Annotated in this window: 12 protein-coding genes; 6 read left to right on the plus strand and 6 right to left on the minus strand. The window is 43.6% G+C overall.

Annotated features, from left to right (window positions below):
* Nucleotides 1-67: 67 nt before the first annotated feature.
* A complete protein-coding gene (locus F6K53_RS19720; RefSeq protein WP_293068183.1) occupies nt 68-985 on the minus strand; it encodes a TIGR04168 family protein in 918 nt (305 codons plus the stop codon).
* Nucleotides 986-1,467: 482 nt separating this feature from the next.
* On the opposite strand from F6K53_RS19720, the gene F6K53_RS19725 reads away from it, so the two are divergent.
* Nucleotides 1,468-3,351 (plus strand): protein kinase, encoded by a 1,884-nt coding sequence (locus F6K53_RS19725; protein WP_293068180.1) that lies wholly within the window; start codon nt 1,468-1,470, stop codon nt 3,349-3,351.
* Between the two features lie 121 nt (nt 3,352-3,472).
* On the opposite strand, the gene F6K53_RS45935 is transcribed toward F6K53_RS19725, so the two are convergent.
* Nucleotides 3,473-3,799 (minus strand): hypothetical protein, encoded by a 327-nt coding sequence (locus F6K53_RS45935; protein ID WP_364302668.1) that lies wholly within the window; start codon nt 3,797-3,799, stop codon nt 3,473-3,475.
* Nucleotides 3,800-3,959: 160 nt separating this feature from the next.
* Nucleotides 3,960-4,220 (minus strand): thioredoxin, encoded by a 261-nt coding sequence (gene trxA / locus F6K53_RS19735; RefSeq protein WP_293068177.1) that lies wholly within the window; start codon nt 4,218-4,220, stop codon nt 3,960-3,962.
* A gap of 210 nt (nt 4,221-4,430) precedes the next feature.
* Between trxA and F6K53_RS19740 the strand changes: the two genes are divergently transcribed.
* On the plus strand, nt 4,431-4,796 hold the full coding sequence (locus tag F6K53_RS19740) for a recombinase family protein (protein ID WP_075895665.1): 366 nt from the start codon (nt 4,431-4,433) through the stop codon (nt 4,794-4,796).
* A 582-nt stretch (nt 4,797-5,378) separates the two neighbouring features.
* Nucleotides 5,379-6,761 carry a CBS domain-containing protein gene (locus F6K53_RS19745; protein WP_293068173.1) on the plus strand — a complete coding sequence of 461 codons (1,383 nt, stop codon included), beginning with the start codon at nt 5,379-5,381 and terminating at the stop codon, nt 6,759-6,761.
* Nucleotides 6,762-6,844: 83 nt separating this feature from the next.
* Here the strand turns inward: F6K53_RS19745 and F6K53_RS19750 are convergent, their stop codons facing one another.
* Both F6K53_RS19750 and F6K53_RS19755 read right to left on the minus strand, forming a co-directional pair.
* A complete protein-coding gene (locus F6K53_RS19750) occupies nt 6,845-7,309 on the minus strand; it encodes a nitrate reductase associated protein (protein WP_293024725.1) in 465 nt (154 codons plus the stop codon).
* A 20-nt stretch (nt 7,310-7,329) separates the two neighbouring features.
* A complete protein-coding gene (locus tag F6K53_RS19755; protein WP_293038901.1) occupies nt 7,330-7,797 on the minus strand; it encodes a phosphate-starvation-inducible PsiE family protein in 468 nt (155 codons plus the stop codon).
* A 1,214-nt stretch (nt 7,798-9,011) separates the two neighbouring features.
* On the opposite strand from F6K53_RS19755, the gene F6K53_RS19760 reads away from it, so the two are divergent.
* The 3 genes from F6K53_RS19760 (at nt 9,012) to F6K53_RS19770 (ending at nt 13,740) form a co-directional block, all read left to right on the plus strand.
* Nucleotides 9,012-9,467 (plus strand): hypothetical protein, encoded by a 456-nt coding sequence (locus tag F6K53_RS19760; protein WP_293068164.1) that lies wholly within the window; start codon nt 9,012-9,014, stop codon nt 9,465-9,467.
* 293 nt (nt 9,468-9,760) lie between these two features.
* Nucleotides 9,761-10,066, plus strand: a complete 306-nt coding sequence (locus F6K53_RS19765; protein WP_293024719.1) for a HetP family heterocyst commitment protein — start codon at nt 9,761-9,763, stop codon at nt 10,064-10,066.
* 446 nt (nt 10,067-10,512) lie between these two features.
* A complete protein-coding gene (locus tag F6K53_RS19770; RefSeq protein ID WP_293081781.1) occupies nt 10,513-13,740 on the plus strand; it encodes a peptide cleavage/export ABC transporter in 3,228 nt (1,075 codons plus the stop codon).
* A 555-nt stretch (nt 13,741-14,295) separates the two neighbouring features.
* Here the strand turns inward: F6K53_RS19770 and F6K53_RS19775 are convergent.
* Complete coding sequence (locus tag F6K53_RS19775; RefSeq protein WP_293068157.1) at nt 14,296-14,502, minus strand: hypothetical protein; 207 nt, start codon at nt 14,500-14,502, stop codon at nt 14,296-14,298.
* Between the last annotated feature and the right edge of the window lie 31 nt (nt 14,503-14,533).

Raw genomic sequence — 14,533 nt, forward strand, 5'->3', positions numbered from 1 at the left:
GGCAAATCTATATTAACAATCCGTGGGCTCGGATGGCGACTATTTCTAGCCAGTTAAAAACTTTGTTTTATACCAGCAACGCTTCAGAAGCCTGGTAAAGCAATTCTTCAGATACCACTGAGTAATCCTTACCCACCCAGACCAGGGAGACTTGATCCACTATACCGCCTTTGAGAGACACTATCGAAAAATTCCGCAATCGGTCTGTATCGGTTTCGATAATTCGAGGGACACTGGCTGCATTTAAATATACAGTCCCTTCCGGACTAGTAACAATCATGGTTCGTAGTCGGTCTTTGGTGTGCTTTAGGATGTGGTGCATATGACCAAAGGTGACTAAGGGAATGTTTTTACCCAAGGAATAGGTTTTTGCGATCGCATCTTCCAAATCCGGGTCCCCATGATCACCACCAGCAGGATACCAGTCTTTACCACAGGGAGCTTCTGCTTGATCACCTAGTCCCGTCGGACCATTATGACCGATTAAGATTACCGTTTCGTAAGCCGCACTACGGACTGCTGCTAGAATGCGCTCAACTGATTCAGAAAAGCTATTAATTCCATACTGTTCCCTGTAAAACTTCTTATTGCGCCAAGTTTGCCCACCCCAACTGTAAGGGCGAGCACCAACTACAGAGAGATTCAAATCTGGGAAGTCAAGGTAACCATAACCCACATGGGTTGACCCCAGTAAGTCCAACTGTTGCTGTACCCTATCTTCTACTTCATGGTCATAAGGAGACTTTTTCCTTCCCCATTCCGAGGCAGTATACCAAGCATCATGGTTTCCCATAATCACTGCCTTGGGTAGGTCAATAGCAGCAATCATCTGGACTATATCCACCGCCTCATTGCCGAAATCCCCGACAAATAAGACTAGATCCACACCCAACTGCTCAAGAGCTATAGCATCTTCCGGTTCCCACAGTTGATGAATGTCTCCAACAACGGCAATTTGGATTGATTGTTTTTGATGAATGGTCATGCTTGTGTTACTATCGCCCCTTCTCCAGCATAAAGGCAAAAGGGCAAACAGCAATATAACATCGAACAAAGAATACTACATATCACCCAATTATCCCATCATACCATTATCCCATCAGCCCTTTGCACAGAGCTTGTTTCTGACCATCCGGATCGAGTAGCTGATGGCTGAAGAATACATTAAGTGTGACTTTTATTGAGGAGTCTCTAACGGATCTGAGGCATTCGTGATGGCTGATCTGAAACTCTTGGCAAATTCTACCGTCTCTACTATCTGTCCCCCCCTAAGGCCTGTTTAATCTGCTCAATAGTATCTAGTCTGACGGCCAGATACGGGAGATAGCTCAGATCACGGAGATCAGAAATACTTTATTCTTCCATTCTTCCATTCTTCGGCACCTTCGGCCTATTGCTCTCCTTGCGATGGAAGCACCATCAACACTTTCACAGCAAACATCAACGTAAGCGGTTAGTAAGAAGCGTATGTCTAGATTAGCGTTTAGCCCAGGAGCAGGACCAGAACAGTTAATCAATGGACGTTATCAAGTTATTGAAATCCTTAACCGTGTGAGCTGGGGTCAAACTTGTATTGCGCTAGACACTTACCGACCCAGAAATCCCGAATGTATTGTTAGACAATTCCGTCCTGTTACTGATGACCCTGACTCCTGGCAAGCTGCAAAAGATATATTTCATCGTGAAACTAAAATTTTGGAGATTATCTGTCAGCATGACCAAGTTGCCAAAATTTTAGATTGTCTAGAAATTGACCATAGCTTCTACATAGTTCAAGATTTCATCCCTGGACGACCCCTGAGTGAGGAACTCAATCAACCCTGGAGTGAAAGCAGAGTAATCAATCTGCTACAAGAGGTTTTAGAGATTTTGGCATTTGTCCATCGCCAAGGGGTGATTCATGGTGATATCAAGCCAGACAATCTAATCAGACGATCAGAGGATAGCAAATTAGTTTTAACTGACTTTAGCGGTATTAAGCAGGTGCGCACACCATTAGTTGGTGTTCAATTTAGTGCCATAGCGGCCTTGGGCGCATTCGGGTATATACCAACAGAGCAGGTTCTGGGTAAACCTCGTCCCTGTAGTGACCTATATGCTGTAGGGATGATTGGCATTGAGGCACTCACAGGACTCAAACCCATACAGCTAGAAGAAGACCCATTAACCGGAGAAGCCCTTTGGCAGGACTACGCCACAGTCACTAAAGATTTCGCTGCCATTATTCAGCAGATGGTGCGCTATTACTTCAAAGACCGTTACCAGTCTGCTGATCAGATTTTGGAGGCACTCGATTCCTTAACTAGTTCTAAACCATCTATAAACTTACCAATGTCTTCAGCACCACCAACATCCCCAAACCCCTACAAACTAAAAACTGACGATACTCTGCGTGAGCCAATTGAACCAGAGACTCTTCCAACACAGGAAACAGAGGAAACAGAGGAAGCAGAGGAAACAGAAGACATTTATTATCCCTCTGTGCCTACTATTCCTACCAGAAGGTCTAGTGGACTTAATCTCACCGCCATGGGAGTTTCCGCATCTGTAGCCTTGTTAGTAGTAGCTGGAGGCTACTTGTTCTCATCGGGTGGCAACCAGGCAGAAACTAAGCTAGCACAGGCTGAGCAAAAGTACCAGGAAGGGGATTTAGACGCAGCGCTGAAGCTGGTAAAATCGATACCCGAAGATAGTGAAAACTATCAAGATGCTCAAAGTGCGATCGCTCAGTGGAAAAAAGATTGGCAAGATGCCAAAGCCCTATTCCCCCAGATCAAAACCGCCTTTGAGCAACAGAAATGGCTAGAAGTAGTTGAGCAGGCTAGTCAGATTCCTAATATTGTCTTCTGGCAACAGCAAATACAACCTATGGTCAGCCAAGCTCAAGCCAATCTTGAGCAGGAAGCTTACCAGTTACTAGAGCAAGCTTACAACCAGGCTATCGATAGAGACTTTACTGGTGCACTCAACACATTTAAACAAATCCCAAAAGGAACAAAAGCCTACGCTACAATTCAACAAAAAATTCCGGAGTACACTCAAAAGCGAAACATCAAAGCGAACTTTCTTCTTCAGCAGGCTTACAATCGAGCCGCTCAGCAAGACTTTACCGGTGCATTGGTATATTTGAAAAAAATTCCTAAACATACCGATGCCTATCCGAAGGCTCAGGAAAAAATTGTTGACTATACCGCTAAGCAAGAAATTCGGGCTAACTATCTATTAAAGATGGCTGATAATCAAGCTGTTTTGAACAACTACACTAAGGCTTTGGATTATTTGAGACAGATTCCTGAAGGTACCTCCGCCTATCCCAGAGCTCAAGCCAAAATTCAGCAGTATACTCGATAAGCTGTTGTGCCTTTCAGCTGTTGTGCCTTTCAACTGTCTATTATTGAAATCATATAAAAAATATAGAGCCCAGTCCCCTTTTGCCATAAGCTATCAGCTATTAGCTGATAGCTTACCTGTTTTACCCTACAGTAGTTAATTGATATTTTCTACTAGCCACTAACCTGTTGCGGCGATTAATCCCTACTTCTATAAGAGCAGGACTTTCTCCCTGCACTACTTCGGGAAATTTGTCCGAATTAGCCATAACTTGTCTACCTGGTGCGTAAGCTTCAATCACATTACCGCTCACAGAACAGATTACCATTAAATAGTCACAACCTGGGCATTCAGTTTTGGTGACCTGGTCTCCAGCACAAGCATAATGTGATGCTTGAGAACCGATTAAGTAGTAACGTTGAGCCATATTACCACAGTTGGGACATCGGACTGATTGAGTTGTCTCCATTGCCGATTCTCCTCATTTAGATGTCATTGCTTGAAGGAAATAAGTCATAATTAAACTCATAATTCATAAATTTTTTTTATTTTTATGTTTTTAATTAAACCTAAAGTTGCTGTTCAAGTGCGGCAGTAAATTTATCATAGGGAGCAATTCCTACAATAGTTTATACCACCTCACCGCCCTTAAAAATCAGCACAGCAGGAATACTACGAATACTGTAATTTTTGGCAGTAGCTTTGTCGGCATCAATATCGATTTTTACGACCTTAACCCGATCTTTGTAGTCTTCAGCCAGTTTATCCATTAAAGGAGCAATTTTACGACATGGCCCACACCAAGGGGCTGTAAAATCAACGACGACTGGAACTTCAGAGGTTAAAACTGACTTAAATTCACTGTCTTTGATGTAAGCAACTGTACTCATGATATATTCCTTAAATTTTGAAAAACTACCACAAACTAATAGTCAACGGTAAAGGGTAAAAAGTCAATAACACTCAACATGGTTACCCCTTTTATCTTCCTTTAATAAAGAAGGGCGGTTAATCGGTTGTAATAGCTGTAATAACCAGGATGGCTAAGGCTATAGTTTGGTTTACCATGGTTGTTATGAAGTTGCTTGATGCATTAAGTTATGGCTGCTGAGAAATTGGAATGGGATAGCCTGATCGAAAGGCTAAACCAAGGTAGACAAGCGAAGGCAACTATGGGTGGCTATGCAGGTTATGGTTCACCGGCCTTCGGTCAACGGGCCCTAAATGGTGAGTTGGTGGATGATCCCCAAGAACAGCATGTAATTGAGTTAATTCGCCGTCACCATAAATCGGGCAAGTCATTACAACAAATCGCTAACTGGCTCAATCAGCATGGCTATACAACCAAGCGTGGTCAGCAGTGGAAACGGATCTCGGTTAAGCGGGTTTTAGACCGGCTATACGGTAGAACCCCTAGGGTGTCTACTTTGCCTCAAAAACCCAGTCAAGGGAACTTAAATCAGTAAGTAAATCAGTAAGCTCCAAGCTGGTAAAGTAGTTAGAATACCTTAAACAGAACGTTAGATAAGCCAGGGTACCTGATCGGACAATCCCATCGGACAATCCCATCGGACAATTGCCAAGCTAGGTCAGCAATGCCTAATTATTTGCCCCTAAGCCCAAATGGTTAAAGTCCCAGTATCCCTGGCCACCTCTGAAAGCCAAAAGCTATGTCATATAAGGATTAAAGATGATTTTGCTGTAACATCTATTTATTATATACCTTTATACAAGTTATGTGCATATTATTTCTGGATTTGTGGGATTTGTCCGTAACATCCCTCTACAAAACCCAAGGTTACCAGTATCTTTATGGGTTTTGTCTTGATGGTTAAGCAGTTCATGGATATGCGTTCGCTCAAGCGCGGAAGCTGAGGCCGTAGGCCACGCGGGGCGCGTTCGCTTCATCGCGCAACCGCTGGCAAGACAAAATAAAAATCCTTGACTGAGCAGTCTCAGTAAAGACACCAGCGCCATGACACCAGCGCCATAGTTTGTAGCGGTTGGCGGCGGTCGTAGGTCAAGGAAGTTCACCCATCAAATCAATTATGCAACTCAACGACCGACTTATCTGCGCCCCAACCCTAGAAGAGGCAATTGACCATCAGCCTTTGATCGTTGCTCCTGATACTCTCCTAATAGACATAATTGCTTTGATGAGTCAGGAGGGAGGCAAAAGTTGTTCATTGCCGAATTTCCACTCACCGTCAGACCAGCTCAGCATTCGTGAGCCACGGTCTAGCTGCGTTTTGATAATGCACTCAGACCAGTTGCTGGGAATCTTTACTGAGCGGGATATTGTCCGGCTAACAGCTAATGGAATTAACTTTGAAGAGGTAACAGTAGCTGAGGTCATGGCACAGCCTGTGATTACGTTTCCTCAAACTGCTTGTCGGGATATCTTTGCCGCCTTATTCATATTTCGTCGGTATCGGATTCGCCACTTACCAATTGTCGATGATCACGGTCAGCTCGTGGGTGTTGTTTCACCAGAGCGAATTCGCCAGGTATTGCGACCAGCTAATCTGCTCAAGTTACGGCGGGTATCAGAAGTGATGACCCCCCAGGTGGTTAATGCCCTTCCAACTGTCTCAGTATTGAGTTTAGCCCGACTCATGAATAAGCACCGAGTTAGTTGTGTGGTGATTACCTCCGACCATGGAGAGGATAGCTGTATGCCAGTGGGGATTGTCACAGAGCGGGATATTGTCCAATTTCAGTCTCTCAAGCTGAATTTGTCTAAAGTCCAGGCTCAGGATGTCATGAGTACACCTCTATTTCTGCTGAGTCCTGAAGATTCTCTATGGACAGCTCATCAGGAAATGCAAAAGCGTCGTGTGCGGCGATTGGTGGTGTCTTGGAATTGGGGTCAAGGAATCGGTATTGTCACCCAAACCACCCTGCTGCGAGTGTTTGACCCAATGGAAATGTATGGCATTGTGGAGACATTGCAGCAAACCGTTGAGCAATTAGACCCAGCAAAAGAATCTGTTAACAAATCCCACAAAGCGATTACCCCTGGTGAGCAGTCTGGGGAGGTTCCAGAAAATGCGATCGCTTTATCAGGAGATAGTTTTAATCATCAATCAGAGCCACCCAACAGAGACCAAAACAGAGAACTAACAGTGATTTTGTCACAACCGATAGAGGGTCAAGGATTAAATCATTCCCAACAGTGTGAGGCTTTCAAATATCCCAAAAGTAACTTGGGTACCAGTCAAGATTATCAACTGTGTATCCTGCTCAACACTATTCAAGCTATTCTAGAAAACCTACTTAACCAGTCTAACCTATCATCAGAATTACGTCAAAGCCAGCTTAATTCAGCCTTAGATAATGTTGATCAAATGCGAGAGCTAATACAGAAAGCCCAAAACCAGTCTTGTCGGGATCAGGTCATGGTAGATCAGGTAGGTACTTCTAGCAGTTAAGCTAATCGAGATTTAATCGGCATATTTGACTTGCTCTGAGTTTTTTAAAGGGTGTTCCCCTGATGCTTCCCTTATCGGGTAGGTTAACTGTCAACAACAACTAATTGGAATTCCTTGAGTGCTGGTAAAAAGTTTTTGTTTTCATGACTAGGGCGCGTCAGTTTAATCAGGGCAAAACGTTGGATCGGAGTTAGTGCTGCCCACTGTTGAGTAGTTACTACGACTCCAAATTCCATAGCTTTTTCCGCCACGGTAGCTGGAATTACCTGAGAATTCATCCAGGGAGCTTGGGGATCAACCGGTAAATTAGAAGCCGGTTTTCCTGTATAGTTTATAACTAGCTGTTGAACATAGTCTCCATACTTTTGGATTGACTCGGTCGTAGTGCAGGGTAACTCTACCAGTTGCTGACGCTCTTGTTGATTAAACTGATGCCAGTGGCTCAGTTTAAGTTTGATGCCGCAAGTGTCTAATTTCATTCGCACTTGCATAGGAATACAGCGTAAAGAATCCACAAAATCCGCTTCAAATTGGAAAAAATTAGTCATAATATTCTCAAAATTATTCATTAATAATGTTTTCTTGTGCTAGTACTCCGTATAATCCAGTAACTAATTGATAGAGATATAATTGCAATTGCTAATCCAATTACCTGGCTTCCAGAAGTTGTTTTCAGGTCAAGAATAATGATTTTACGGGCAACGGCAATTAAAGACGTAACAACAACTAACTCAAGTTGAATAACATGTTTTCGCAGATAAGCGGTGATATTCTCTAAAATTTCTAGTGCAATGAGAATATTTAGAAACAGTCCAAATATTTTGAAAAGTGTTTTGCTCAAAACTATTGCTTCTGGATTGGTTATTTCTTTAACTAGTGAAATAACTAGGCTACTAAGTGCCACCAATATTACCACCACCATCACCAAAGAGAGAACTTTGGAAACAAAACCCTCGAACAGATTTAGCCCGTATAAGAAATTCTCATCTTTGCCTGCATCTCTAAGTTTTTGGAAGAGTTGTCTTAACCGCCTCATAGGAATAGGTTAGTAAAAAGACAGATGATGGTTGATTTTAACACTTCGACGGGGTATTAACGTAACAGATGAGTCAATGTTGTGGTTGGCTTTCCCTGATGCCACCTCCGATGTTCAACTATCGCAATCTCTATGACGTCATAAAGCCAAGAGGATCGGCAATAGGGAGGGCGTTGCTGATTCATGCAATGATTGACGGTAATTGGTAAATGGTAATTGGTCACTGAGCCGACTACACTTGACGAAGTCCCTTAGTTCACTAGCCCCAGAGGGAGAATAGACCGTAAGAGGGGACAGAGGGGGCAGATTGACCATGATATTTGTCACAAAAATTTACATTGGGGCTGGAGCAAGTTTTAGTAAAGATATAGTAAAGATTTCATGAAATTTCCCTTTAAGTTGAGTAGGGTGACATCTAGCTCCTAGATTTCCTTGTCAGTTTACTCAAGATTACGTGAAGATTCTGTGAAATTTGCGTAATCTTGGTCATTTTGTGAAGAAAATATGAATAAAATGTGAATGTCTAAAATAAATGTGAGTTTTCGCTTGACAACCACCCCTCGAATTTACTAGATTTCCTTTTGTAGATGAACAAAGTTTCACGTTCAAGAGCATCGGCGTGAAATATAACTTCATCAACCTTACAGCCAAACTAATCCAATTTTGGATTTGTCTTTTTTGAAATAATCAAAGAGGGTAACTATGCTCAAGAAGCGTGATTTTATTGTTTCAGCTCACTCGGCCAGCTTTTTTAATAGAACTTGTAACTACTTCAGGCTAGACGCTATCGCCTTTATGGAGCTAAGGCTGAGTAGATATACTTAAAGCGCTCAGCTCAGCAGTTAGCCACACAGAAACTCTAGATAAAAACTCTAGAAGATTTGTAAATTCAGGTGCTCATCTGTTTCGGTGTCTAGGTGTTTGGGGATTTACTCCAGACAACAGAAAAGTGTTCTGTCTAAAGACAGAGGAATTTAATAAGGGTTTGTATTTGTTGTTGTAACGGGCCTGAAATAGGATCAATGTTTCACTACATCTGCGCTTAGTCTATTTAGGGAAGCCTCTGGTATTGTGAAAAATTAGGTGTAACATTAGGTGTCACAACAGCATCAACTTTGAAAAAATTATCCGACATACTCATGAACATACCATTAGGAAAGCGGAAGCCATCGCCGCGTTCTCTAATCCAGCTTTTTAATAAGAGCTTTTCAGGGGTGCTTAGCAAATTGAACCTGAAAGCAGTAGGTTTAAATCCCACTGACGACCCTAGCCATGGCTGGCAGTGCTGTGGGTTAACTATCTCGAACAGATTGCTGAGGGCTCTTACATCTGACACCTCCGACACGGGTGTTGGCACTGAAGCCATTGAACAGGATAGCAGCTATTTCCGGAATGATGTGCTATCGTCAAACGTATCAGTATCGGTGGGAGCCAAAAAGGGGGAAATCAGCTTACTGCAAGGGATGTTCAATCTCCTGAAAGTCTTCTGTGACATAACTGCAATCACTGCTCTGCCCGCATTACAAGGGACTGATATGGGGCTGATTGGAAAAATCCCACCCCACTGGCAAGTATTTAAGTTGGTAATTGATCTCAAACTCAATTCTGTTCTACTCCAGCAGTTGTTGAATCCATTGTGGCCAATGTTCACGGTGGCATATGTTGAGTAAATGAGCCTCAACATGTGCCACCGATTAATCCTTGGATTGAGAGTTTGTTATTGTCCCCCACGGTAGTTTGTAGCAGCAAAGCGTGTTTATGCAAAGCGTGTTTATGCAAAGCGTGTTTATACAATGTTTAGACCAAGAACTATGAGCTAAAACCCCATAGTAAGAGATGGGTCGCAATTGCAATAATCTTTAACCTGTTCCAAGGCTTAATTATTACCCCGGTGAACTGGCAACTTCCCTTTGCCAGTTGGGTATAGACCATTACAAGATGTCGTTAATTCTGGGTGATTACCATGGCCAAAAAATTGCTTTCAATAACTAGTAGACCATCAACTAGTAGAACATCTCAACCAACATCAACCTCTACGAGCTCTGAACAAGTCATGACTAATGAGCAGCTTAACCAGGTCGTAGAAGCTATCATCGCAGGCAAGTATTCTTGGGCTTGTGTGTTAGTTCTGCGTTTTTCTGGCTACAACCCCCTCCATTACATCCCTTACCGAACCTACAATCGGTTAATCAAAGAAAATAGTCAAGCTGGTAAGCATCCAGTTGGCAAAACCCCTGTCTCACAATCACAGGTTGTTAGTAAGGTCTAGTCAGCTAAGCGGGAAAGTTGGGAGATTCATCAAGTCTGAACAAAACCCACCTGCCTAGGTCAGTTGGATGGATTATTGATGGATGATTGATGCAGAGCCTACTTGTCAACGTCTTCCCTTTTAATCTGTTGAACTGCACTCGCATCAACCGCCCTATCTGCTTGCATCTAGCTGACATCTATTGGCTTGATGATCTGACTCAGACTTGACCTCCTATCTCCCTACCCCCTACCCGTCTTGGTTTACTTTACACCAGATGCTATAGGGGTAATTTAAAGTTTAAATGAAGTTTACTTAAAGTTTTGGTGAATTTTTTGTGAATTATTGGTAAAGAGCCGGTTAATGACTTGACAAACCCTAAGTTATTAGCTAACTAAATGTAGTTAATTGTAAATGGTTAATTGTAAATGGTTAATTGTTAAAAATCAATTTTCAATGTTTAACATATGAAGAATATAATCAGGGATTCGGCAGAGCATGGGTTACCACCGTCTGCCATCAACCCAGACCCTGCTAGCAATTTATCAGTAGTGCTTCAAAGCTTGACCCTAGACTCAGTTGATCCAAAGCTCAACTATGAATTTAGTCAATCATTTGACCTTGATCACTTCCAGCTAGGGGATAAAATCATTGCCTATACTAAACCAGAGCTATCCCAAGATTCTGTTGAGATTGAACAAGATCACCAATATCTTTACCTAGTTTGTCAGGGGCGGGTACGACTACTAGGCTTTGATGCTGAAAAACAGCGGGAGGTTTCCATACAGGTACTCGAAGAAGGGGAAACCTTTGGTGCCTATGATCTCTTAGGTAGTCTATCCTATCCTTACAGAGCGATCGCAGCGAGTTCAGGACAAGTTGCTCGTATTTCGCTAAATCAACTCTTGCCTTGGTTGGAAAGGTTGCCAAAGTGGTCGGAAATCCTGGGGAAACAAGCCCAGCACCGGCAATGCCTAATTTTCTTCAAGACTTTGACCAAATTGCGTACCCTTAACGCTGTTACCCTAAATCAACTGTTGCCCTACATCGTAGAAACACGCATTGAGGCTGGGGAGTCTCTGGTGTCCTCTTCCCAAGCTGGGCATTGCTGGCTACGTAGTGGTCAAATCGGAACGCCAGAAGGAACAGAGGCAAATTCCTCTGCTCCATTTCCTAGCATCGGAGAAAGTTGGGGATATCCGATGCCAGTACCAACAGATTGGATTGCCCAAACTGATGTATTGCTTTACCAGCTGCCTCAAGAGCATTGGCAAGCGGCTTGCGCGATCGCACCAGTTTTGGCTAACTCCACGGACTCACCAGATCAGGAGAACAGGCAAACTGCTAAAAATGGTGACGGTAAATCTCCATCCCATCAACGCCTAGTTAACAAGACCCATACTCCGTCACCACATCCAAACCAGACTAGAGCACGACCGACTCGGCGAGTTTTAGAACCTCCTAAGCAACAAACGCCCCTTGAACCCAGTCAGTCAGAAAGCTTTGATTTTCCTAAACCAGCAAAGCAGGGTTGGAAATTCCTAAGGTTTTGGCAGCGCTATCCTTTTATTGAGCAGCAAGCTTCCTCGGATTGTGGTGCTGCCTGCTTAGCCATGATTGGGCAGTATTGGGGTAAACGGTTTGCTCTCAACTCCCTGCGGGAACTGGCAGGAGTGGGCCGTTCTGGTTCATCCCTCAAAGGTTTATCTAAAGCAGCAGAAAGTTTAGGCTTTCAAGCTAGTCCAGTCAGGGCTTCTTTAGGTCGCTTAGCCGATCGGAGTAATCCTTGGATTGCTCACTGGGAAGGAGATCACTATATTGTTGTCTACCAAGTAAAGGGTAATAAGGTACTTGTTGCAGATCCAGCAGTGGGGAAGCGATCGCTTCCTCGCAAAGACTTTCTCCAAGGTTGGACTGGGTATGCCATGCTATTGGATCCAACTCCCCAACTAGCAGTTACTCCCAGCGACAAACGCTCTCTAGGGCCGTTTTGGGGGTTGCTATGGCCCCATCGCTCAGTTCTGCTGCAAATTATCCTCGCTACCCTCATCCTTCAGGTTTTTGGTCTGATTAGTCCCCTATTTACCCAGATCATTCTTGACCGGGTGATTGTCAACAGAAGCCTGGTCACTCTCAATGTCTTCTCCATTGGTCTAATCATCTTTGGCATTTGGACGATTGGGGTTAGTATAACCAGACGCTACTTACTCGACTACTTTTCTAATCGGCTTAGTCTCACCTTCGTCAGTGGGTTCATAAACCATACCCTGACCTTACCTCTGAAGTTTTTTGAATCCCGCCAGGTGGGGGATATCCTGACCCGAATTCAGGAAACTGGAAAAATTCAGGGTTTTATAACTCAGCAAGCGATTGCTACTTGGCTAGATGTGGTGATGGTGTTTGTCTATATTGGACTGATGCTCTACTACAATTGGCGTCTAACTGTCCTGGTGCTGGCAACGATTTTACCCATCGCCATCTTGACTGTGATCGCCAGTCCCTTTCTACGTCAGGTGTCCAGGGAAATCTTTAAAGAAGCAGCCCAACAAAATTCTATGTTAGTGGAAATGATGTCAGGAGTTGCTACTGTAAAAACGGCGGCTTCGGAACAAGAAGTGCGCTGGCGCTGGGAAGATCGCCTCACCAATCAGTTGAATGTACAATTTAAAGGTAGAAACCTAGCGAACGGGTTGGGGTCAATTAGTTCTCTAATTAATACTCTCAGCAGCACCGCTTTACTTTGGTTTGGCGCTAGCTTAGTAATTAGTGAGCAGCTCACTATCGGTCAGTATGTCGCGTTTAATATGCTCATTGGCCGAGTGACTGGTCCAATTTTGGCTCTAGTGAATCTTTGGGATGAGTTTCAAGAAATCTTGGTGTCTGTAGAACGGCTGAATGATGTCTTATCTGCTAAGCCAGAGGAGAATCCTCAAGAACCGATGCTGGTTCTACCTGAGATTAAGGGTGATGTAATATTGGAAGATGTTACCTTCCGATACTCGGAGGATGAGGATCGCAATATCCTACAGAATATTTCCCTACACGTTAAGGCTGGAGAAACCATAGCTCTAGTGGGGCGCAGTGGCTCGGGCAAGAGTACCTTGGTGAAGCTACTCCAAGGTCTCTATCATCCGACTAATGGTCGTATTTTGATAGATGGACACGATATCCGCCATATTTCTCCCCAATCCTTGCGCTCTCAAATGGGTGTGGTACCCCAAGAATGTTTCTTGTTCTCGGGGACAATTGTCGAAAATATCACTCTCTACCGACCAGATTTCAGCCTGGATCAAGCCGTAGAGGTAGCTAAACTAGCAGAAGCCCATGCCTTTATTCAAGGTATGACTTTGGGATATAATACTAAAGTCGGAGAGCGAGGATCTACCCTTTCTGGTGGACAGCGACAAAGGATTGCCATAGCCCGAGCCCTATTGGGCAACCCCAAGATTCTGATTCTGGATGAAGCGACTAGCTCCCTAGATACAGAATCCGAGCGCCGCTTTCAACAAAACTTAGCTCGCATTAGTCGCGATCGCACTACCTTCATCATCGCCCACCGCCTCTCTACAGTGCGCAATGCTGACTGCATCCTTGTCCTAGACCGAGGTGTTCTGGTCGAGAAAGGCAACCATGAGGAACTCATGGATCGTCAAGGTCTTTACTATCATCTAGCGCAGCAGCAGCTAGATCTTTAATATATCGTTAACAAGTGCTCATTAGTCATGAGTTATTAGTTATTAGTTATTTAGTCATTAGTCATTTGTAAATACCAACAGACCCTGGTTAGTCACAAAGGACTAATGACTAATAAAATTTGAAGCTACTTATGACTATATCAAACTATGTAAAAATTTGCCAATTTGGCAACACAGTGATGTGAAAAGGAATAATGACTAAGGACAAATGAAATTTGAAGCTAGCTATCGCTATGTCAAGCTTTGTAAAAAAAAAACAAAAATCTGCCAATTTAGCAACATACTCAGATGAAATTGATCTTTTATCAGAAAAGTGGAAAACCCCTGTGTGAACAGAAGGGGAGAAAAACGTGTTTAGATATGGCTCCACACCCATCTCAAGCGCAACCGTTTAGAATCCCCTGAGAATCCCCCATGACGCACACTCACAGGATTGTTTAATTCCATTCCTTTGTTTAATTGATTCCCATTTACCCCACCAAAGGTGAGACGGAGGTAACTTGGAGAGCCTAACCCTAGGGGTTAGGTTGCTCAAGTCCACACCTCACAGCGTGCTCAGCCAAGCGGTTTGACCGACCGACGGCTACTTAAAGGGGAAGGGTTTAAGTTCTGATCTTGGGGTGCATTGAAGCTATCTGAAAAAGGGCCAAGTAGAGTCAGGTAATGCCAAGGATTTCGGTCTGCCCAACAATGCCAAACTCGCCCCGCGAAGCTAAGGGCAGCAAGAGAATTGGCCGCTGACTTTCCCAAAACATTGGTCATTTCCCTAAAATGTTAATTTAGCGTGATCTAC

The organism is Moorena sp. SIO4A1 (assembly GCF_010672065.1).
In the GTDB taxonomy this organism is placed as follows: domain Bacteria; phylum Cyanobacteriota; class Cyanobacteriia; order Cyanobacteriales; family Coleofasciculaceae; genus Moorena.